The sequence below is a fragment of the Pseudoalteromonas sp. NZS100_1 genome, from assembly GCF_015864285.1.
Taxonomy (GTDB): Bacteria; Pseudomonadota; Gammaproteobacteria; order Enterobacterales; family Alteromonadaceae; genus Pseudoalteromonas; species Pseudoalteromonas arctica.
In genome coordinates this window covers 130242-151872 of sequence record NZ_JADYXN010000002.1, presented here as the reverse complement: position 1 = coordinate 151872, position 21631 = coordinate 130242, and the positions used below count along the sequence as shown (strand labels likewise).

17 protein-coding genes and 1 tRNA gene are annotated in these 21631 nt (G+C 38.3%); 2 read left to right on the top strand and 16 right to left on the bottom strand.

What is annotated here, in order from left to right:
• Window positions 1–172: 172 nt before the first annotated feature.
• From I6F66_RS02025 to I6F66_RS02015, 3 genes are read right to left on the bottom strand one after another with little or no spacing between them, the layout of a single operon-like run.
• Window positions 173–2095, bottom strand: coding sequence for a beta-agarase (locus I6F66_RS02025; RefSeq protein WP_166113100.1), 1923 nt, complete (start codon window positions 2093–2095; stop codon window positions 173–175).
• An 11-nt stretch (window positions 2096–2106) separates the two neighbouring features.
• The gene (locus tag I6F66_RS02020; protein WP_197119175.1) at window positions 2107–2925 is read right to left on the bottom strand and encodes an alpha/beta hydrolase family protein; all 819 of its coding nucleotides are present in this window, start codon (window positions 2923–2925) and stop codon (window positions 2107–2109) included.
• Window positions 2926–2936: 11 nt separating this feature from the next.
• A complete protein-coding gene (locus tag I6F66_RS02015) occupies window positions 2937–4046 on the bottom strand; it encodes a Zn-dependent alcohol dehydrogenase (RefSeq protein WP_197119176.1) in 1110 nt (369 codons plus the stop codon).
• 36 nt (window positions 4047–4082) lie between these two features.
• Between I6F66_RS02015 and I6F66_RS02010 the strand changes: the two genes are divergently transcribed.
• Complete coding sequence (locus tag I6F66_RS02010; RefSeq protein ID WP_231611814.1) at window positions 4083–4937, top strand: helix-turn-helix transcriptional regulator; 855 nt, start codon at window positions 4083–4085, stop codon at window positions 4935–4937.
• Here I6F66_RS02010 and I6F66_RS02005 read toward each other — a convergent pair.
• The 6 genes from I6F66_RS02005 to I6F66_RS01980 all read right to left on the bottom strand — a co-directional run bounded on the left by I6F66_RS02005 (window position 4923) and on the right by I6F66_RS01980 (window position 12924).
• Entirely contained in the window at window positions 4923–6200 is a 1278-nt protein-coding gene (locus tag I6F66_RS02005) for an NAD(P)/FAD-dependent oxidoreductase (RefSeq protein ID WP_197208586.1), read from the bottom strand. The two genes, I6F66_RS02010 and I6F66_RS02005, sit on opposite strands and share 15 nt — an antisense overlap.
• Before the next feature lie 16 nt (window positions 6201–6216).
• Window positions 6217–6525: a 2Fe-2S iron-sulfur cluster-binding protein gene (locus tag I6F66_RS02000; protein WP_165741151.1), complete on the bottom strand. Its 309-nt coding sequence runs from the start codon at window positions 6523–6525 to the stop codon at window positions 6217–6219.
• Window positions 6526–6585: 60 nt separating this feature from the next.
• Window positions 6586–7758 (bottom strand): cytochrome P450, encoded by a 1173-nt coding sequence (locus I6F66_RS01995; protein WP_197208584.1) that lies wholly within the window; start codon window positions 7756–7758, stop codon window positions 6586–6588.
• A gap of 448 nt (window positions 7759–8206) precedes the next feature.
• On the bottom strand, window positions 8207–9316 hold the full coding sequence (locus tag I6F66_RS01990; RefSeq protein ID WP_165741463.1) for a mandelate racemase/muconate lactonizing enzyme family protein: 1110 nt from the start codon (window positions 9314–9316) through the stop codon (window positions 8207–8209).
• A gap of 316 nt (window positions 9317–9632) precedes the next feature.
• Window positions 9633–10610: an SMP-30/gluconolactonase/LRE family protein gene (locus I6F66_RS01985; RefSeq protein ID WP_165741465.1), complete on the bottom strand. Its 978-nt coding sequence runs from the start codon at window positions 10608–10610 to the stop codon at window positions 9633–9635.
• Entirely contained in the window at window positions 10597–12924 is a 2328-nt protein-coding gene (locus tag I6F66_RS01980) for a beta-galactosidase (protein WP_166113094.1), read from the bottom strand. The genes I6F66_RS01985 and I6F66_RS01980 overlap by 14 nt, the downstream gene beginning before the upstream one ends.
• A gap of 439 nt (window positions 12925–13363) precedes the next feature.
• On the opposite strand from I6F66_RS01980, the gene I6F66_RS01975 reads away from it, so the two are divergent.
• The gene (locus I6F66_RS01975; protein WP_165727453.1) at window positions 13364–15733 is read left to right on the top strand and encodes a TonB-dependent receptor; all 2370 of its coding nucleotides are present in this window, start codon (window positions 13364–13366) and stop codon (window positions 15731–15733) included.
• A 368-nt stretch (window positions 15734–16101) separates the two neighbouring features.
• Here the strand turns inward: I6F66_RS01975 and I6F66_RS01970 are convergent, their stop codons facing one another.
• The 7 genes from I6F66_RS01970 to I6F66_RS01940 all read right to left on the bottom strand — a co-directional run bounded on the left by I6F66_RS01970 (window position 16102) and on the right by I6F66_RS01940 (window position 21479).
• Window positions 16102–16722, bottom strand: coding sequence for an FKBP-type peptidyl-prolyl cis-trans isomerase (locus tag I6F66_RS01970; protein ID WP_165727452.1), 621 nt, complete (start codon window positions 16720–16722; stop codon window positions 16102–16104).
• A gap of 69 nt (window positions 16723–16791) precedes the next feature.
• Window positions 16792–17178, bottom strand: a complete 387-nt coding sequence (locus I6F66_RS01965; protein WP_024590139.1) for a hypothetical protein — start codon at window positions 17176–17178, stop codon at window positions 16792–16794.
• 53 nt (window positions 17179–17231) lie between these two features.
• A tRNA-Ser gene (locus tag I6F66_RS01960) sits at window positions 17232–17322 on the bottom strand.
• A gap of 158 nt (window positions 17323–17480) precedes the next feature.
• Window positions 17481–17858 (bottom strand): hypothetical protein, encoded by a 378-nt coding sequence (locus I6F66_RS01955; RefSeq protein WP_007582705.1) that lies wholly within the window; start codon window positions 17856–17858, stop codon window positions 17481–17483.
• 203 nt (window positions 17859–18061) lie between these two features.
• Entirely contained in the window at window positions 18062–18610 is a 549-nt protein-coding gene (locus I6F66_RS01950) for an NAD(P)H nitroreductase (RefSeq protein ID WP_007582703.1), read from the bottom strand.
• Between the two features lie 130 nt (window positions 18611–18740).
• Window positions 18741–19424 (bottom strand): DoxX family protein, encoded by a 684-nt coding sequence (locus tag I6F66_RS01945; RefSeq protein WP_007582701.1) that lies wholly within the window; start codon window positions 19422–19424, stop codon window positions 18741–18743.
• Window positions 19425–19517: 93 nt separating this feature from the next.
• Complete coding sequence (locus I6F66_RS01940; RefSeq protein ID WP_197119180.1) at window positions 19518–21479, bottom strand: FAD-dependent oxidoreductase; 1962 nt, start codon at window positions 21477–21479, stop codon at window positions 19518–19520.
• Window positions 21480–21631 lie beyond the last annotated feature (152 nt).

Genomic DNA, 21631 nt, shown 5'->3' with positions numbered 1-21631 from the left:
AAGATCAATCACTAATGCATACGAATTATGCCATCTATTTTTAAAATTTAATAAGACTTCTGTGATAATTAAAGATTGTCTATGAATTTAAAAAGCGGACGAATAACAACTAAGGCCACTAATAATTAGTGACCTTGCTTTTTATATCATAACAAATAGTTAGTTTTTTAAATTAAATATCATCACTGTACTCAAACGCTTGGAGCGTCACGCTGCTAACAAATCCGCCATCATCAGGATATGTAACTAATATTGTATTATTGGTTTTTAACAGCTCGTTTGGTACTTCGATTTCTAGCATACTAAATACTTGTGGGCGAAATACTTGCTCATCACCGGCATAATCGGTTGGTACAGTAACTAAAGTGTCATTTACTTTAACGATAGGTTGTTGAGCTAAATCATGCTCTCTACCAAAACTTAAACGCAATATACCTTTACCATATTCACTTATTTTTACATCGTTAATGTTAAATTTAAGCGCTGTATTGGCTTTAATTGCCTGTTTGTAGGTTGTTGCATAGTATTTATGCTCGTCAGACTCAGCAATAATTTTTATATTGTCGCTGAACGTATATTCAATAATTACTGTGGCTTCTGCGCCTATGTTAATGCTTTTTGGTAACTCATTTTTTACACCAATATTTTGTGATGTTGTTGTAAGTGTTGGCTCACCATTAGCAAAGTGCAAGTGCTTAATTTTAATGTTATTAATCGGATTGCTTGGTAGCTCTGTTAAATTTAGCAAGGCGCTATTAGCACTTGTTTCTAAATTACTGATAATTACATATGCTTTGTTATTGTTTACATAACTATCTACTAGTAAGTCGGCTTCGTTTGATTCAGTATTAACACGTGTGCCATTTACATCTGACCACAATTGATAAAATTTAATAATGTCGGTGAATACATATTCATCGCCTGTTTCACCTGTTTTTTCGTCATTGTGGCGTAGTAAGCGCCAAGCATAATCGCGTCCCTCATTACCACTCCACTCTGCTTTTGCTAAACTAAATGGAATGGCTTTAAGTATGAGATTCGGTTTAGCCATAAATTGCATCATCATAGGGCTAAACGATTTCATAGTTTGCCAGTCATTTATTGCAGTCCATGGCGTTGCTTCTGTTTTATGGTCACGCCCGCCGTATTCCGAAATCATGAAAGGTTTTACCTTACCTAGTTTAAGCTTTTCGTATTGCTCCATCATATCCATAGTGGCTTCTATACGGGCTCCTTTAAAGTTAGCAACGCCTTTATCGCGGTTTAAGTAGCCAAAGTCATAAAGGTGAATCGAAAAATAATCCATGTATTCACCGCTGGTATCTAAAAATAGCTTCATTCGCTCATCCCAACGATTGAAATTGTTATCGTCAAACCATGGAAAGGCAGTGGTGTACCCACCAATCTTAATACTTGTATTAACTTTTCGTATGCCTTGGGCTACTTCGTTATGAAAAATAAATGTATCGATAGGCTTACCGTGATGTACATCAACAAGTTCGTAAAGTGGCTCATTAAGTATTTCAAGGTATTGTGGGCGTGCTGGGCCTTTGTTCGGTCCTTGGTTGTCATTTCGATAAAATTCATTTACAAAATGTCCCATGTATTGACCCACGGCATCGGTATTAGCAAAGCTCCATTCGCCTTTGCCTTTATGATTACCAATCCAAAACTGATTAATTTGCCCGCCTATCATTACATGGGCTCTATTGTCGTATTTATGAAGCTTCGACAACGTTTTACCATAATAATCTTCGCGAGCAGTTTTGCCATAAGCAGCGATACTCTCAGGGCTTGCGTACCCTAGATTATTTGGGTTTTGCTCAACTTGAGTCGCGTAATACGGCATAGAACCGTTATCACGACCAAAGTACACATCAAGGTCGTTAAGTAAGTAGTCGAGCTTATCTTCTTCCCCCTTCCAATCGGTTGTTGTTAGCATCGAGTGCATAACAATATATTTGCTTCTATCAAAGGTTGATAGGCCGTCAATACTTCGCTTTACGTTTAAATTTACGGATACTTCTGGCTGTGCGACTAAATTGCTTGATGCAGTACATGCAAATGCAATTAAAAGTGAGCTAATGACTTTCATGGGTTATTTCCTTATTTTAATTGTGTGTGAGTTTTGCTTTCTAATTGAGCAAAAAAGATCATAGTTTTAGCTACATGTTCGTGCCAATACTCCCAGCAATGGGTGCCTGCAAAAATATTGAACGTGTGAGGAATATTTTCATCAGCTAGCTTTTGAGCTAATGCAGAATTAGCACTAAAAAGTACATCGTCTTTGCCGCAATCAAATCTAAGCGGCGGTAGTGTTTTTTTATTAGCACTAAGTGTTTTAAACACATCACCGCCGTACTTGTCACTGGTCTGTTTTAGGGGCGTTAGAGTGAGTTCATCAACAAAATGAGTAAAGTCGTCAAGCTTGGTAATTGATGAGTGCGCTGATATACCGCTAAAAATAGTTGAATGTTTTGCGCCTAAACACAAAGCGCCATAGCCGCCCATTGAAAGCCCCGTAATATAAATATTTGATGAGTTTGAGCACATTGGTTGAGTTTGAATAACAGCGCTAATCACATCATCAGCAATCCATGCTTCATAATCTGCATTTTTAAGTGGCAAATACCCGCTGCCCTCGGCGTGCGCGCCATCTGATGGCATCACTAATACAAACTCGTTAAGGCCACTGCTACGAAGCTGCTGATACACTTTATGTACGCCCCCTAGCTGGCTCCACACCCAGTGGCTACCATACACACCATGCAGTAATACAATTATAGGTACATTTTTATTACTGGTTGCTTCTTGGTAAATGCTTATATCACCTCGCCCTTTTAAGTGGCTGCTATACGCGGTTAGCGTTACAAAGTTATCAGCGGTGTAGCTGCTATTTGATATTTCTAAACGATGAATTGCCATTTTATACTCCTTTAATCATCAAACACGACGACACCTTTAGCGATACGCCCTGCTAGCATGTCGTCAAAGCCTGTTTGTAACTCATCTAACGAGTAAGTTTTTGTGACTAGCTCATCGAGCTTGAGCTTTTTTGCGTCATAAAGGTCTAGTATTTGAGCAAAGTCGCGCTTAGGATTACATTGCCCGTAGAGCGGATTTATATAAATTTTATCCCACTCAAATAGTTCGCAATCAAAATCTATTTTTTGCTCAATGCCACTCACTTGTACCGCAACTCCCGCGCTGCGTATTAATGCTAATGGCGCTGAACCAAGTGCCGGCACTGCTGTACACTCAAAGGCATAATCGGCTCCGCGACTATTTGTTAGCGCTTTAACTTCGTTTATCATGTGAACTAAATCAGGGTCATACTTTTTAGCAAGTACGGTATGTGTAGCACCAAATGCTTTAGCTTGTGTTAATCGCTCCGGTGACAAATCAATTGCTATTATTTTAGCGGCGCCTGAAACTGCAGCCCCTTGTATTGCATTTAGTCCTACGCCTCCACAGCCTAATACGGCCACTGAAGAACCTGCTTTTACTTTAGCTGCATTAACTACTGATCCGTAACCGGTCATTACGCCGCAACCAACAATACTTGCACTTGGAAAAGGAATGTCACTGTGTATTTTTATAACTGCAGCAGCCTTAACGACGGTGTATTCGCTCATCGTACCTAAATGAAATGAGCGCTCTAAGCTATTGCCATTATGCTCACACGCTTGTTTACCTGCGTGTCCGCATAAACCATTGCCAGTTACGGGGCTATTTACTTCACAAATGTGTAAATTACCCTCTTGGCACTGGAAACACTCACCACACGGAATCGCCCAATTTAGTATTACTTTATCGCCGATAGTAAATTCCGTTATACCTTCGCCCAACTCAACAACGGTTCCTGCGCCTTCATGACCAATGATAAATTTTTTATTCCACGTTTTAATTGAATCCCAATCTGTATGACAAATACCTGAGGCTTTTATTTTAATTTTTACTTCGCCAGCACTTGGTTTTCCGACATTAACGATATCGAAGAAAAAACCGCCTTTTCCATCTGCAATTGCAGCTTTTGCCTTGTACATGTAGACTCCTAAGTCTCTAAATATAAGTATTATGTTATGAAGCAACCGACAATTTACTGTGAACCGTTTTGTATAAAAGACGGTTACGATTTCGAAATTCATCATGTAAGTTATCTTCAGCACGATAGCTATTCATGTTTTATGCACTTTCATCAGGTGCATGAATTTATATTTTTTGAACAAATTGACGGCACTTATTTTTATCATCAAGGTGAATCGATTCTTTCTGATTTTGAGGCCGTTTTTACACCCGCTATGGAAACCCACGACTTTGCTTTAAATCCGCGCCCTAAATCTTGGTATATTGTGCAATTTATGCCTGAACGCCTTAATAATCAGGCCTTACAAGAATTTATAGAATTACTAAAAACTGGTTTGCATTTAAGCTTTAGCATTGAAATACAAAAAAGGATTCATAAGTTGCTCGCTTGGATGCTTAGCGAATTTAACGAAAATCCTAAAAGTAAAACCTGTGCTCAACTGTTTGATAGCTTAATCACTATGGTGTGCGAATATGGTAAAAGCAGTTTATCTAAGCAGCAAACGTCATTAAGTAGCTCAGCAAGTTTTAAAAAGCTTGCTCCGGTAATTAATGAGCTTAAAACAAATAACGGCCTTAACCTGTCACTTGAGCAAGCCGCAGCCCTTTGCCATTTATCACCTTCGTATTTTTCAAGGGTATTTAAAAAGCACTTTAGAGTGCCTTATTCCGACTACCTGATTCAGCACAAGTTATATAATGCCGCACGGTTACTCGGGCAAAGTGATGTTTCGGTGACTGATATATCTTACGATTTAAGCTTTTCTAGCCCGTCGTATTTTATTAAGCAGTTTAAACATCACTTTAAAGTGACTCCGCATCAGTATCGACAGCAGTTACGCCTGAAATAACTGAGGTTTTGCAAGTGCTATAGTCAAATTGTTCAATACCTGTTTGTTTACCTTTAAACCTTGCTTAATAGCCTGTGTGCCAAGTACATAGGCCTTTGCATAATTAACAGCTTCCACACAAAGCAGTGTGTCGTTATTAAAGTACCAAAGTGAAAATTGACCGGGAGCTTCTTGGCGCTTAATAATCTCGTTATAGCCTTGTGATAAACCTACTATTTGTAATTTATATTCGTATTGATCTGACCAAAACCAAGGGAGTGCAGGAGCTGACGTATTATTTTTAGCTAAAAACTGCGCAGCAACTTTAGCTTGGTCAACTGCGTTTTGTACCGACTCAAGTCTGATCCAACGATTATAAATTTTATTAAAATGAATAGTGCAATCACCAATTGAGTAGATATCAGGGTGTGATGTTTGGCATACGTCATTTACTTTTATGCCTTGCTCAACCACCAGCTCAGCATCTGTTGCAAGTTGTGTATTTAGCCTTACACCTACGCCAATTAAAATAAAATCGGCGGGATACTCACTGCCATCACTACATTGCACATAATGTTTATTGTTTGTGTGCTTAATTTGTACAATATCTTTTGCTGTTTGCAGGTCTACCCCCTTCGTTTTGTGTAAATCAGTTAAAAAGTTAGACATAGCAGATGATGTGACTCGCGATAGTATTTTTTCTTGTTTTTCGATAACCGTTACTTTAGCGCCAAGTGCAATAAAGGATGACGCCGATTCAAGGCCGATATAACCTCCACCAATAATCACCACTTCTTTGTTAGTGCTTGCACTTAGCGCTTTTTTTATTGCTACGGCATCACTATGTGTTCGCATTGCGAAATATTGAGAGGTGCCATATTCATCTACAGTTTCACTAAGGCCTGTAATTGGAGGAATAAAAGCTGAGCAACCGGTTGCGATTACTAATTTATCAAATGCTAGATGCTTATTATTTTCAATAGTAACTATTTTGTTATCTTTATTAATTGCAGTAACACGCTCACCTAAACATAAATCTATATGGCTATCTGTGTAGGATTTTTGCACCTTTAAAGGTATTGATTTTACCTCTAACGATTGCAGCGTTTTTTTAGACAGCGGTGGCCTGTGATATGGCAGTTCAGGATCGCTATCGAGTAACGTAATTTTACCCAGCCAACCTTGCTGGCGTAAGTTAAATGCAAAGTTAACGCCTCCATGGCTTGCACCAATAATAACAACGCTTTGCTGCAGTGAGTTTGGCTCTAATTGTGTGTTTTGCATAATGCTGTACCCGCTTTTAATTGGCTACTCTGAAGGTCATGCCATCAATATTTTCAGACACCTCAATTTGGCAACATAAACGGCTGTATTGCGTTACGTTATCGTCCAGCTCTAGCATGTCGCTTTCTATCTCATCGGGTTTACCTACTTTTTTAAAGTCATCCGGTGTTAAGTAAATATGACACGTTGCACACGAACATACACCGCCACAATCACCATCAATACCAGCAACACCATTTGCTGATGCCAGTTCCATTAGCGAGCCACTGTCGCCCTCTACTTCAATTGCATCGTTTTTTTGGGTTATAAATATTACTTTCGCCATCGTATTAATCCTCTACTTTTACTTGTTACTGTATTTATTTAACTATTTTCTACGGTGTTTTTATTTTGATTTAAAGCTAACGTGCAGACTGTTAAAGCCAACCTTTCTTGAAAACTCACCGAGTTTTTCAATATTTTCATCTGCTTTTATTGCCTCTATTTGAGCAACTTTATTAGCAAGCGATAACACTAGTTGACGTAAAATTTGGCGGGCATGCGTTGCGCCCAAACAATTGTGATGGCTAAAACCAAAACTAATATGCGGGTTAACTTTTCGATCGAAGTCGACATTGTTAGGGTTTTTGAATACCTTTTCATCGCGATTAGCCGACGCCCAACATAACGAAACTCGTGTGTCGGCTTTTATAGCGTGCTCACATACACTTGTGTCTTGCGTAGCGACACGGCCCATTTGCGTAAGCGGCGAAAAATAGCGAATTAGTTCTTCTACGGCCCTGTTTAATATTTCAGGCTCATCATCAATACGCTTTAAATCGCTGATGTTTTCGCTAAAGTAGGCAATAGAGTTTGTGATCGCGTTTATAACGGTGTCGCGCCCCCCTGCAAAGGTGAGGATCATCACACCTTTTACTTCTTCTTTACTCAGCTTTTTACCGTTCGCCTGTGAATTTAAAAGCACTGAATATAAATCATCACCCGGGATTGCAATGGCGTTTTCTATTTGCTCATCAATGTAGTTGTATAGAATATTGGCTTTATCGCCATCAAGGTCACTGTCTTCACTTCTAAATACATGAGTACCCCAATCTATCCATGTTTGTGCTTTATCCATTGAGGTATTAAGTAACAGCGTTAACGCTTTAGATTGAAGTGGTAAAGCAAATTGTGACACCACATCAAACGACTCTGCTTTAAAGGCGTTTTCAATAGTTTCATCAATAATGGTTTGTAAACGCGCTTGGTAACATTCATCTAATGGGCGTTTAAACCAAGGGTTTAATAATTCACGAAAGCCACCGTGCTGAGGAGGGTCTACTTCAAACGGAATTTGGCGTGTTTCACGTATTGCCACTTCTGATGGAATTACAATACGTCCAGGTTTAGCACCCGATTGAAAAACAGCACAATTATGCGCTGCTTTTCGTACATCTTTTAAGCCTAAGATCATATTTATAGGATCGTTTTGGTCATCCATTTGACCCATTCCTGTTACTTTTCGTTGCTGTGCAAACGCATCGGGAAACTCGCTAATACCAGTTACTTTTGACGTCATAATGAAACCTAATTTCTATTATTAATCTATTTTTGTTACACCATTTTAATCGCAACCTTATTATACAAATACACTGATTTTGCTTAAAAATGGTAATTTGATGCTCTTTATTGCTATTTTAAATATAAAAAAGCCAGCAATTAAAGCTGGCTTTTGACGGAGTTGTGAGAGCCCCTAACTAATTAATTTAAAATCTAGGTAATGAAGCTATTCTCGGTGTGAATTGCAACCAACAGTTTTACAGCAGACTAAGCAATTTGGGTTTGTGTAAAACAATCAATATTTGCAATGGCAATAACTATTTACCTTTATAAAAGCGTCCACAAAATCAGTACTCATAAATTAAAACTTATGACAAAGAGATTATCATTCATTCCTTGATAAATAATTTCTACACTGAATTTGTGGACACACAACAACTCTTTTCTTTTATTACTAATTTTTCTAGTTACGACTGTTTAATTAAATGTGTTCTCATTAGTTGAGGGTCAAATTCTACACCCGTCCCAATTATATCTGGCGCGCACGCTTGCCCATTTTCAAGCTTTAAAGGACGTGTTGTATATTCATCTATAGGGAATGAATGAACTTCTAAAAAACCAGCGTGAGGCTGAGATGCCAACAGTGATACATGTAGTTCATGCATGCCATGGCTACAAATAGGTAAATTATGGGTATATGCCATACTCGCTACATGTAACCACCCTGTTATGCCACCAATATTTGATGCATCTGGTTGTAAAAAACCTAATTTAGCTTGACTAATCGCATAGCCAAATTCGTGCAATGTATGCAAATTTTCACCCATTGCAAGCGGTATTGAAGTCGCTTGTGCTATGCGAGCAAAGCCTTTGTAATCATCAGGTATAGTCGGTTCTTCAAACCAGGTTATGTCGTATTTTTCAATTGATTTAGCAAAACGAATAGCTTGCTCAACAGTCATTGAGTAATTGGCATCTACCATAAGTATTTTATCTTTACCTATTAGCTCTCTTACTGCGGCTACACGTTCTATATCTTCTTTAAAGTTGGGTTTACCGACTTTAATTTTTACTGCATTAAAGCCACGATTTAAATAACCATCTATATTACTAAGCAGTTTTTCTTGGCTAAAGTTTAAATCTATTCCGCCTGCATAGCATTTTGTTTGGTCACTGCTACCACCCGCAACTTGCCATAATGGTGCATTTAAGCGCTTACACTTAATATCCCACAGCGCTATATCAACTGCTGAAATCGCAAAGCTAAGTAGTCCACCTCGGCCAACATAATGAAGATCCCACTGCAATTTGTCCCAAATTGCCATGATAGACATTGAATTTTGTCCAATTAGACCGGGCTTTATTTCATCGTTAAGGAGTGAATAAATTGCGCGACCACCTTTGCCGCCAGTGTAGGTATATCCCATCCCTTCATACCCGTCGTGAGTCATAATATGCACTGTAATAACTTCAAAGTGAGTGTGATCGCCATGCTTTGCATCACTTAACACTTCTGCTAGCGGAATTTGGTAATACTCGACTTTTACACTTTTGATTGTTTGTGATGATACTTTCATTAAGCCACCGAATTAGTTAACATGACACTGTTCATTGTTAACAATTTACAACAGGTATTTGTTGTTGTAAAGGTTATCTGTTTAATTAAGCGAAATTATCCGAAGGTCTGTTTATCTTTGAGAATTAAAATTTGTTCAAACTCGAGGCTATTTAATCGCAGCGTGAGATTTGTAACCTAGTGGGCTAAGTAAAAACCGAGCAAAGCTTCCGCGTCCTGCTCACGCCCCTTACCTTCATTCATGTAGGCAACAAAGAGTAAATAGCCCCTATCAAGCGTGCTTATAGGGGCTTTAATTTAACAATAGAATAACAAGACTATTTTAAATCAAGTGCCAATAGCTGTGTATGCGCTGTTATATAAACGCGGTTTTGTGATTGGTTAAACGTTAGATTAGCACTAATATTTGGCATTTCAATTTGAGCTAGTAGCTCAGCATTTTTATTAAATAACCATAACCCATTGGGACCTGTAGCAAATATAATCCCACTTTTATGTACCTTTAAACCATCTGGTAAGCCTTGGTCATGCTTAATTGCTGGTGGTAATTCATAAAATAAAGATTTACTTATCACTGCACCGCTGTCATTTAAATCATACTGATACCACGCAGGTTTATTAGCATTAGATGCCGCCACATATAACGTTTTATTATCAGCTGATAATGCGACCCCATTAGGATAAATAAGATCACGATCTAGCAAGGTAAGCTCCCCTGTATTTTTAAGTGAATATACCCCCTGAAACTTAAGCTCTTTGCCTTCATCATCTAATTGATTAGGTAAACCATAGGGTGGATCACTAAAATAAAGCATGCCTTGGTCGTTAAAAACGCCATCGTTTGGGCTGTTAAACTTTTGTCCATTATAATGACTTACAATTTGTAGGTATTGTGGTTTAGGCGTGCTTAATGGCGTCTTCATTTTTGATATAACACGTGAGCGCGATTGCAAAAGCACAAGCTCATTTTGTTTATTTACAATTAAACCATTTGAATAGCCACTATGCGCTAAGTACAAACTTGCACCTTTACCTGGTGTATATTTATAAACCTGATGATTAGGTATATCAGAATATAATAAATATCCTCCTTGATTAACCCAAACCGGCCCCTCTAGCCAGTCATAACCCGAAGCGAGGGTTTTAACATGGCTATTTAAGTTAAGCACTTCAAGCGCTTGCTCATTAAATATTTTGTAGGGGCCTTGCTCGAATAAAAGTGTGTTACTTTGCTTAGCAGATACACCCAAACAGAAAACACACACAGCGCTTAGTATATATTTAATTTTTTGCATTATTATACCTGCGTTCATACAACGATTTATTCACGCTTTTAGCTGCATCTACAAGCGGTTTGTAAGGAATGTCCGTTACATTTACAAAGCCTACATTGTAGTTTTCACCATCGTATGCTCGCCCAGTTAGTGGAGAGTCTATGTATTGAAACCAATGCGCACCAACAAAATATGGGTTATCTATAACGCTATTCATATATTTTTTGTATTTAGTACCACGCTCTTGCTGAGATTGAGTGTGTATAAGGCCTGGGTTTAATAGCCCAGAATCAAGCGCACCATTATGAAATTCACCTATTATGCTTGGCATGTCTATATCAGATAAAAATGCCCAAAAATCTTCATTTAATCCCTCTCGGTAATAGTTGTAGCTCATCACATCTACATGCGCGGCAGCGGCGGCTCTTATTTCAGGCGTCATACCCCAGTCAGCAAAACGTGCTCCCATATTCAGCTGATTTGGAAGGTGTTTAGCTATAGCCGCGTCAACCACTGCAAAATACTGATTAGCATAATGAAATAACATCGCTGATAAATCGATATTAGTTTGCTCGTTAAACTGCGTGAGTGCGACGCCTGCAGCAAACTCATCCCATGAGGCAATACGTGTATTCCATGCTTTATTAAGTTTGCTAATTTGGCTGTACTTATTTTTCATTAAGGTAACAAATTGTGCTTTAGTCGGGCTATTTTGGGCGTTATTTTTAAGTGTATTAATAGCAATACCATAACGTGAGGCGTCAGAATTCATCATGCCCCAGCTTTTTTCGTTATCAATAAATACACCAACACACCAAGGACTGTTTTTAACTTGCTGGGCTACTTTTGCAAGCGTTACATCTGCGCGCTCAACGAATAATGGATCAAATGGGTCAGGTAATGGGCTCCAGTAGTCGTTACCACTGCTTACCGTTTTGAAATTACCAATGATCCACGCATTAGCAAAGTAAGGTAATTGGTTAGTATGGTAATAGTCTTCTTCTATCCAATTGCCAAAAGAAGTAAAGCCCCATGAAAGCATGCGTTTTACAGTGGTATTTTGCCACTGTTTCATTAAGTCGTTGTTGTTATGGGTTTGATATTTTCGCTCTAAATTAGCGCGATAAAAGCTAAACGTTTCACCTTTTTTAATTGCACCACTGTGAACTTCGCGTCTGTAGCCGTAATTATCTGCTAAAGGGTTATTTTGCTCGGGTAGCCAATTAAACATATCAGATCTTAGTGTTGAGCTTTTATAACGTGTTGACCACGCAGTTTTTGGAGCTGGATTTAATCCTAATGAATCCTCTGGTGTTAAATCATTAGCTTCGCGCTGCTTAATATAGCTTTGGTCAAAATCGTAACCGGTAATAGTTGAAGTATTTGCCATACGAACGTTATCAATGCCGGTTGAAAAAAACAGATAACCTTCTGGGTCGACTAAACTCCATTTCCCTTTGTATTTTTCGGTTCTAAAATATCCCGTTGCCTTTAATTGTGGGCCGTTTTTCCAGCCACTATATTTAGAACGTCCTTTCATTGGTGAGTTTTGTAAGTTAATTTGCTCTTTTTGAGAAATAACTTGTAGCTGCTCTGTTGAAGATACTTTATTGGTAAAGTCTAATTTTGCATTTTGCCCAAATTTATCAACTAACCCTTTTAGATAGTTAGTATCAAAATTAGTTGGCTTTATAAGGCGTAAGTTGTCTATTAAAATTCGTTTATCGTCAAGTAGCCCTTTTACTCCAAATGATATTTTTACAATGCTGCTAACGTCGATATTTTTTTGTCCGCCTCTATAGATTATTGGCGTATAACTGCTTTTCCAACTTGGTGGGTTTGAGCGAATACCTGAATTAACATTTAAATTTGCGCCTTTTAATTCTATGTAATACGTATTTTGAGACTTTGCTGGCACAACAACACTTCGAGTTTGAAATTGTCCCGACTTGTCTATTGTCTTTATGTATAGGTGAGTAGAAGCCTCATCAGGGTTTTGTATATCAAGTGCAAGGGCAAAGTTTCCTGTTGCTTGCCAATCCCATCCTTTTGGGTTTATAAATTCAAAGTCACTTTCTACATTAGATTTAGATTTTAATGTAACCGCTAGTTTATGGTTTCCACCTTCCTTTATTAATGTACTAAAGCCATTAATTGTATTTATATATTGGCTGTAATTATCCTGTTCAAAATCAAAAATTATATGCTCTTTTTTTAATGGAGTGGCTCCTTTAGTTGAATTTTGATCTGAAGCTTTCGCATTGTGACACCCTGCAAGTACCGATAAACAAAAAAACGAGGATGCTAATTTTACACTATAAGGATTGAGAAACATGTTGGCCTACTATTGTGCGTGTTTAAATGTGTACTTTTGAGCAATAATTGATAGCTAAAAAGCGTTAAAACTACACAAGATAATTACACAAACGACGATATAAAACAATTAACTGTTAACAATGCAATGGATTTTAGAAGTGTTTTATAATAGAGGGAGCTATTAAAAAATATAAATTATAGGTAAAAAACATAAAATTCAATACTTTAAACACTACTCTCCATAATCATTAGCAGATATTCTTTGAGGGTACTACGAGTAGATTTGTTACAGTAAAGTAGAGTTAATGCCAGATTAACTTCTATTGTAAAGCAAACAGTTTATCGGCACTTTTAGTGGTTTGAACGCAAAACACAAGGTTATACTATAACATTGTTGATTCGTTAATTTTGTGGTGTTATATTATATCACAACATAATAACCACGAACCAATATATCCATGACAAAGTTAACATTAATCTCCTCTGCTATTTTTTCTGTTTTATGTTCTCAATCAGCTTTGGCTGCAACCGTTACCGGTAAAGTAATGGATGATAAAAATCAACCAATTAAAAATGCCTCTATCCATGTCCATGGCAAAAACCAAAGCGTTAAAAGTAATGATTTAGGCGAGTTTGCTATCGATATAGATGCAAACAGCCAATTACATATTAGTAAAGACAACTACATAGACTCTCGTATTACTGTTACCGAATCTTCAAATAATCTGTCTGTGTCACTTAAACCAACATCGGTTGAAACAGTGGTTGTTTATGCCTCTGCACTTCATAAGAACAGCCTAGAAATGATTTCTCCTGTAAGTGTGCTATCTGGTGATGAATTAAGAAATAAATCTAAACCAACACTTGGCGAAACTCTTAAAGGTTTACCAGGCGTAAATGCAAGTTACTTTGGCCCTGTATCATCAAGCCCAATTATTCGTGGTTTAGATGGCCCTCGCGTTAAAATCACACAAAATGGATTAGATGCCAGCGATGCGTCGCGAATTGGCCCAGACCACGCGACATCAAGCGACAGCCTAGCGGCAGAGCAAATTGAAGTGTTGCGCGGTCCAAGTACCCTACTTTATGGCTCTGGTGCAATTGGTGGCGTTGTAAACGTGGTTGATAACCGTATTCCTACTAGCAATATCGACGAGCTTACAGGCGCTGCTGAATACAGCCACGATACGGTGTCAAATTCAAACACCGTAGCTGCAAAACTTGAAACAGGTAATGAAGGCTTTAACTTTCATTTTGATGGTACTAAGCGCAGCGGCGATGATTACCAAACACCGACCTTTACTATTGCCGACGATGATGGCGATGTTGAAACCGAAAGCTCGGTAGAAAATACTTTTATTGATAGCGAAACACTCAACTTTGGTACCAGCTATGTTGGCGATCACTTAACGATTGGTTTTTCTTACGGTAGCATTGATACTGATTACGGTATTCCTGGGCATGAGCATCATCACGATCACGAAGGTGAAACTGAAGAAGAGCATGCAGAACATGAAGATGAAGCTGCTGAAGAGCCAGTTTACGCACATTTAGAGCAAGACCGCTGGCAAGGGCTTGTAAGTTACGCTCTTCATAATAACTGGATTGAAACCATCAACCTACGTGTTGGCTATACAGATTATTCACACAGCGAAATTGAAGATGGCGAAATTGGTACTACTTTTAAAAATAAAACGACTGAAGCACGTTTAAATGTAGAGCATAAGTTTGCTGATTGGCACGGAATGATGGGCTATCACTACAGCGATTCTGACTACGATGCAATTGGTGAAGAAGCATTTACACCCGCGAGTGTAACTACAACTAACGCATTATATTTACTAGAAGAGCGTGAATTTGGCGACGTGACAATAGAGCTTGGTGCACGTGTAGAAGATTACAAAATTGAAAGCCAAATCACGGCACACGAACATAGCCACGATGAAGTAGAAATAGATCATAGCGACGAAGAAGCTATTGGATACAATAAAAGCTTTACCAATTTAAGCGCCTCTGCCGGTGCCATTTGGCAGTACAAGCCGGGTCATAGTATTGCGACAAGTATTTCTCACTCAGAAAGAGCTCCGCTTTCTGCAGAGCTTTTATCAAATGGTTTACACATTGCAACAGGTACGTATGAGCTTGGCCTTGGTTATAACATTGAGGGTAATGAAGCACATTTTGAGCCAGAGAATATCAAGCAAGAAACCTCAACAAACCTAGATTTAAGCTTTAGACGTTTTAGCGGTGATTTTGGTTACACCGTTAACTTTTTCTATAACGATATTAAGAACTTTTATTTCCAAGAAAATACAGGTTTAGTTTACGATGAAGAAGATGGTTTAGAATCAGCTATTGGTGCACATGACGATGCTGTTGCGGTTTATCAGTTTACAAGTAAAGACGCAGAGCTTTATGGAATTGAGTTTGACGCACATTACCAAGTAACCCCAAGCGCTATGGTTAAAGTATTTGGTGACTCAACTCGTGCAAAACTAAAAGACGACGAAGGCAACTTACCGCGTATCCCTGCCAATAAATTAGGCTCTGAGTTACAGTACGATTTAGGTGACTTACAACTAACGCTTACAGGTACTCATTACTTTGATCAAAACGATGTAACTGCATTTGAAACAAAAACGGACGGCTATACGTTATTTGATGCACAAGCTAATTACCAATTAGGTTTAGGCAGTGTAGATGCACAGCTTTATATAAACGTGGATAACATTACTGATGAGTTAGGCTTTGTGCATAGCTCATTTATTAAAGATAAAGCCCCACTACCTGGCAGAAACTTCCGCTTTGGTATCCGTGGCTACTTTTAATAGCTGACAAGCTCTTTAGTTTATATATTTAAAAACCGCATTTTATTAAGGCGGTTTTTTATTTTTAGAATATATAATATCAACACGCAGTAATACTTAATCGATTTGAAGGATTAAACCTGACGCTAACTGCGTTAAGAATTTCTGATATACGACTGCATGGATGCAGGAGGTAGAGCAATGCAAAAGCAATTAGTGGTAACAACTAAACAACGAAATTTTTGCCTTGTTATCGACACAATTTTCTTAGCGAAAAATAGATCACTTAATTAAGCTAATTGGTATAAAACTCTTAAATTACAAACACAAAAAAGCCGTATTCAAATTGAATACGGCTTTTTACACTTTTAAATTAAAATGTATTTAATTTAAGAAATGATTTCGTGTAGCTCAACATCAAATACAAGCGTTGAGAAAGGTGCGATTGCAGCACCTGCGCCACGTTCACCATAAGCAAGCTCATGAGGAACGTAGATACGCCATTTAGTACCTACAGGCATCATTTGTAATGCTTCAGTCCAGCCTTTGATCACGCCACCAACTGGAAATTCAGCTGGTTGACCGCGCTCGTATGAGCTATCAAACACAGTACCGTTAATAAGTGTACCGTGGTAATCAACACGTACTGTAGACTCAGCTGTTGGCTTTTCGCCTTCGCCAGTTGCTAGTACTTCGTATTGAAGACCAGACTCAGTTACTGTGATTTCAGGACGTTTTGCGTTTTCTTCTAAGAATGAAATACCTTCTGCAGAAAGTACTTGTGACTCTTCTTCACGACGAGCTTGAATCTCTTCGTTTATTTTTTCAAATGCAGCTTGGATCTCAGGGATCTCAACTTGAAATGCGCTACCAGCGTACGCATCTTTCATGCCTTCAAATACTGAATTTAGGTTTAAGCCTTCAAAAGGATTAGACTTAAGTTGCTCACCCATTTGTAAGCCAATACCGTAACTTGCTTTTTCAGCATCTGTAGTAAAATTATCTGACATAATGTGTTTTTCACGTTTTGTTAGTTAAAAGACGCGACTATGCTATCACAAAATAAACCGCGTTTGGGGCTAGTTTTTGCTGAGTTTTAGCTTAATTAGGCCAACAATATAACTACAAAGCGGCAAACTGAATAAAATTCCAACAAGTAGAGGCATTGTTAGTAATCCTGATTCGCCAAACAGTAAAAATGGCACTACAAGCAGCCCTATACAACCAATAAAAACAGAGCCAATAACTGGCCAATGCTTATCGTATTTGGTAATAAGATGGGCAGCTAAAACATTAAAACCAACACCATAAATTAAACCGGTAATTAATGGATACTCTGGTTGAGCGTCTATAGCCATTTTTACTAATAAGCTAATAGCACTTTGATAGCAGTAACCAAATACCGTCCATAATAAAAGATGTTTTATTAATTTCTGCGAGGTTGGTAGGTTTGTTGCTTTAGTCATTTAGAAACTCCACAAAGCAAAAAACCGCCCATAAGGCGGTTTTTTTTAAATAATGGTGGAGAGATAGGGATTTGAACCCTAGATGGGCTATAAACCCATGCCGGTTTTCAAGACCGGTGCATTCGACCACTCTGCCATCTCTCCGCACGGCGCGAATAATATGGCTAAATACATAACTTGTAAAGAGCTAAATAGAAATTAATATAAAATATTAACATATTGGATAAAATAGACCCACTTTGTTCTTTTGTTAAGCTCTTCACTTTAATAAAAGTGTAGTTAATGGACTAAAGTTAAACACATTAATAATACTGTTTAGGTCTACGTGCAATCCAAGAGCAGATTAAACAAGCCAATATACTCAGTGCGGTAAAGGTAACGCCTTGAAAAATTAAATCGAATCGATTTAAATCATCACTTGGTACTACAACAAACATAAAAGCAGGTAGCACACTAAGCGATAAAACGTAGCAACATACTTTAAATGCACGCCCAAAGTCGAAACGTTTGGACTGGTGCATCCACCATGTTAACAACACAAGCATACCCATCGCTGAACCGGCTATAAAGTGTGATGCATTTGTGCTCATTGCAACATACAGTGTTACAAAAGCACCAATGATTCCCCAAATTGACCATGCTAGCCAATTCTCTTTTTCACGTAAAAATAAATTTCCCATAGTTTTCGTCTTCTTTATCGTTATTTTTATTAAGACTTTCCATAATGTATCAAAAAACAACCGATTAAAAAACAAACTGAAGAAGATTTAGTAAATTTAGTGCTTCCAAGCGCTTCTTACAGCCAAGTCATTAACTTTTAAATAATACTCTTTGTAACCTTAATGAATTATGACTATGTAAGTTGCGCAAAGTTCATACTATTTCACAAATTACTAAAATAGTTTTCTGGCTTATGGCGAGGCGACTTTTTACAATCGACTTCGGGTGTACCTATATATAAATACCCTACTATTTCATCTTGCTCATGTAAGTTAAGCGCTTTTTTAACCGCGCTACTTTGTGCAAAGTAGCCTGTGCGCCAAACACCGCCTAACCCTTGGGCAAATGCAGCTTGTTGCATCGCTAATACACTACAGCCTGCGCTTTGTACTTGTTCTATTCGAGGAACTTTTGGGTGTTCTTGATATTTAGCAATTGCTATTACAATCATAGGCGCACGAAGGGGAAGCTCTTTAGCACGGTTAATTACTTTTTCTTCTTGTTGCTCTGCCACTGCACTTTGATGGTAAATTTCACCCAGTTTATTGCGTGCATCACCTTGAGCAACAATGAACTGCCACGGTGCTATACAGCCATGATCAGGAACACGTAATGCTGCTTGCTTAATTATGTCGAGCTGCTCAGGCGTAGGGCCCGGCTCTGTTAGTTTAGAGTCTGATTGGCGGGTAAGTAAAAGCTCGATAGCGTTCATAACGATTCCTCAAAATTCAAAACGCTAGAGTAACATTTAAACCCTTAAAAAATAAATACCGAGAAATTAAAATGCAAAACGGCCGCAAAGGGTTAAGCTATGCGGCCGTTAGTAAAGTAGATTAAATACGTTATTCTTTTACAATATTTCGCCTTAACCAGTAATCTATACTAACAAAACGCCCACCGCCCATAAAAAACAAGCTAAGAAGCATAGCAAAATAAATTGCCGAAAATTCTATACCGTTGTTTAAAATAGACGGCTTGCCCTTTTCGTATAGATAATCAGGAAACCCGTGTTCTTCAACTAAGCCACGAATTTTACCTATTCGGTCTTGTACTTCTAGTGAGTTTTCAAGGCTTTCTTTAGCGCCCGGAATTGATAACCAATCGAGCACTTGCGCAGCACTTGTTTCTGGATTAGTTGGTGCTATTGCAAACCAACCATTATGCCAATGCACTGAGGTTGCAGCGACAACCATTGTGAACATAAGTGGGATACTGACCAAGCGAGTTAAAAGGCCAAGTAATAAAAACCAACCTCCTAAAAATTCACTCCAGCCAGCTAAAAAAGCTAGTAAGTCAGGAAACGGTAATCCTAAACCCCATTCATTATTACCAAACCATTGAACTACATCTGGAGATGCTAAAAAGTTATCAAAGAAACCTTCTGTCTCACCGCTTATAGCAAGTTTGTTATAACCTGCAATGATCATAACAGGGGCTAAAATCAAGCGAAATAGCAATGCAGGTAAACCATCTAAAAATGATAGTTTACCCAATATTGCATCATAAAGATTGGTTAGTTTATTCATGCGTATCCTGTGTGTTCACTGTTTATTAAGTTATAGACTATAAACAGCAAAGACCGCATGAATTGATAAACTATTTCAATTTATTTACAAAGGTTAAATACTTCTAGCGACCTGAAGTGCTTCAAAAATAGCGCGTTTAGCATCAATAGCTGCAGCTAGTTTAGCTCCGCCTATAACATGTACCTTTGCGTTATCTGTGTAATTTTCTAGCACTTCGTTATTAGAAACCTGGCCAATACAGGCAATAACAGTGTCTACTGGCAGTACTAGAGTTTCACCAGCAACATTAATAGTTAGTCCGCTTTTATCAAAGCTTTGGTATTGGCAATCAGCAATTTGCTTAACGCCATGCTGCTTAGCAACTTGGCGATGTATCCAACCCGTTGTTTTACCAAGCTCGCTACCAAAACGACCCGTACTGCGTTTTAACATATACAATTGACGTTCGTCTTTATGAGGTTGGGCTTCACACTCAATCCCCCATTGCGTTTTAAACTCGCTAATAGTTTGCGATTTATGTTCGCTTAAAAACGCAACCATATCAAAACCTATACCACCGGCACCTAAAATAGCAATTGATTTACCCAGCTCTACTTCGCCGCGTATAACTTCGTCATAAGCAAATACACGCTTATCATCGCTACACTTAATAGAGGCTTCACGCGGCCTAACGCCAGTTGCAAATACGATGTCATCATAGTTTTTAAGCATTGAATCGTCATAAGCTTTACCAAGCTCTACAGTTACTTTTAATCGCTCAAGCTCATTAGTGAAGTAAGTAAGAGTATGGTTAAAGTCTTCTTTACCTGGTATTTGCATAGCTAAATTAAATTGGCCACCCATTTGCGGTTTTTGATCAATTAACGTGACGTTATGCCCTTTTTGAGCCAAGTAACAACTTGCCGATAAACCAGCGGGGCCTGCACCGACTACTAATACGTTTTTAGCTTTGGTTGCTTGCTCTAACGGGTAATCTAGCTCAAATGCAGCTTGTGGATTAACTAAACACGTAGCACGTTTATTTTTAAATACGTGATCTAGACAACCTTGGTTACACCCTATACAAATATTAATTTGCTTAGATTGATTATTTGCGTATTTATTAAAAAACTCTGGATCGGCAAGTAGCGGCCTTGCCATCGAAATTAAATCAGCCTCGCCTGCATTTAAAATATCGTTAGCAATTTCTGGAGTATTAATTCGGTTAACAGCAATCACTGGCACGCTCACCACGTCTTTTAAACGTTTTGATGCTTCTTTAAATGCACCTGGCGGCACCATACTCGCAATAGTTGGTACACGCGCTTCGTGCCAACCAATACCTGTGTTAAATATATCAACACCCGCTTTTTCAAGCTCGGTAGCTTGTATGACAACTTCCTCTGGTGTTGAACCGTTTGGGATTAAATCAATGACCGACAATCTAAAAATAATTAAGAATTGCTCAGATACTTTTGCTCTTACAGCTTTAACTATTTCAAGCGCAAGTCGCATTCTATTTTCTAGGCTGCCACCAAATTCATCTTCACGTTTATTGGTGTGTGGCGCCATAAACTCATTAATCAAATACCCTTCAGAACCCATAACTTCAACGCCATCGTAGCCGGCTTTTTCAGCCATATAGGCAGAGTGCGCAAAGTCTTTAATTGTTTTTTTAATCGAGCCAAGCGTCATAGCTTTAGGTTTATAAGGATTAATAGGTGCTTTTATTGCACTTGGTGCCTGATTGAATGGATGGTACGCATAACGTCCAGCATGTAATAATTGCAAACAAATTTTTCCGCCGTGTTTATGCACAGCATCTGTGTAAGCGCGGTGCTTAAATACATCGTAATAACTATTAAATGAAGATGAAATAGGTGTTAATTTGCCACGTAAATTTGGGCTGTATCCGCCCGTAATTAACATTGCAGTGCCGCCTTTTGCACGTGCTTCGTAAAATGCACGTAAGCGTTTGCGGTTATGCCATCCCTCTTCAAGGCCTGTATGCATTGAGCCCATCACTAAGCGGTTACGTAATTGTGTGTGTTTTAGTTGTAATTGTTGTTCTAACATCTTGTGCCCCGTCAACTGGTCTAACCTGTATACATTAGCTAATTCTGCTTTAATGGCAAGTAATAAGCAATATGTGCCTTCATTTAATTAAAAAAAGCCATAAAAACATGTATTAATAGCACCTCATAAACACTTCGTTACGATTTAGCAGT

Coding starts and splice junctions, on each gene's coding strand:
- I6F66_RS02025 (WP_166113100.1), bottom strand. CDS start 2,095: ATGAAAGTCATTAGCTCACTTTTAATTGCATTTGCATGTACTGCATCA.
- I6F66_RS02020 (WP_197119175.1), bottom strand. CDS start 2,925: ATGGCAATTCATCGTTTAGAAATATCAAATAGCAGCTACACCGCTGAT.
- I6F66_RS02015 (WP_197119176.1), bottom strand. CDS start 4,046: ATGTACAAGGCAAAAGCTGCAATTGCAGATGGAAAAGGCGGTTTTTTC.
- I6F66_RS02010 (WP_231611814.1), top strand. CDS start 4,083: ATGAAGCAACCGACAATTTACTGTGAACCGTTTTGTATAAAAGACGGT.
- I6F66_RS02005 (WP_197208586.1), bottom strand. CDS start 6,200: ATGCAAAACACACAATTAGAGCCAAACTCACTGCAGCAAAGCGTTGTT.
- I6F66_RS02000 (WP_165741151.1), bottom strand. CDS start 6,525: ATGGCGAAAGTAATATTTATAACCCAAAAAAACGATGCAATTGAAGTA.
- I6F66_RS01995 (WP_197208584.1), bottom strand. CDS start 7,758: ATGACGTCAAAAGTAACTGGTATTAGCGAGTTTCCCGATGCGTTTGCA.
- I6F66_RS01990 (WP_165741463.1), bottom strand. CDS start 9,316: ATGAAAGTATCATCACAAACAATCAAAAGTGTAAAAGTCGAGTATTAC.
- I6F66_RS01985 (WP_165741465.1), bottom strand. CDS start 10,610: ATGCAAAAAATTAAATATATACTAAGCGCTGTGTGTGTTTTCTGTTTG.
- I6F66_RS01980 (WP_166113094.1), bottom strand. CDS start 12,924: ATGTTTCTCAATCCTTATAGTGTAAAATTAGCATCCTCGTTTTTTTGT.
- I6F66_RS01975 (WP_165727453.1), top strand. CDS start 13,364: ATGACAAAGTTAACATTAATCTCCTCTGCTATTTTTTCTGTTTTATGT.
- I6F66_RS01970 (WP_165727452.1), bottom strand. CDS start 16,722: ATGTCAGATAATTTTACTACAGATGCTGAAAAAGCAAGTTACGGTATT.
- I6F66_RS01965 (WP_024590139.1), bottom strand. CDS start 17,178: ATGACTAAAGCAACAAACCTACCAACCTCGCAGAAATTAATAAAACAT.
- I6F66_RS01955 (WP_007582705.1), bottom strand. CDS start 17,858: ATGGGAAATTTATTTTTACGTGAAAAAGAGAATTGGCTAGCATGGTCA.
- I6F66_RS01950 (WP_007582703.1), bottom strand. CDS start 18,610: ATGAACGCTATCGAGCTTTTACTTACCCGCCAATCAGACTCTAAACTA.
- I6F66_RS01945 (WP_007582701.1), bottom strand. CDS start 19,424: ATGAATAAACTAACCAATCTTTATGATGCAATATTGGGTAAACTATCA.
- I6F66_RS01940 (WP_197119180.1), bottom strand. CDS start 21,479: ATGTTAGAACAACAATTACAACTAAAACACACACAATTACGTAACCGC.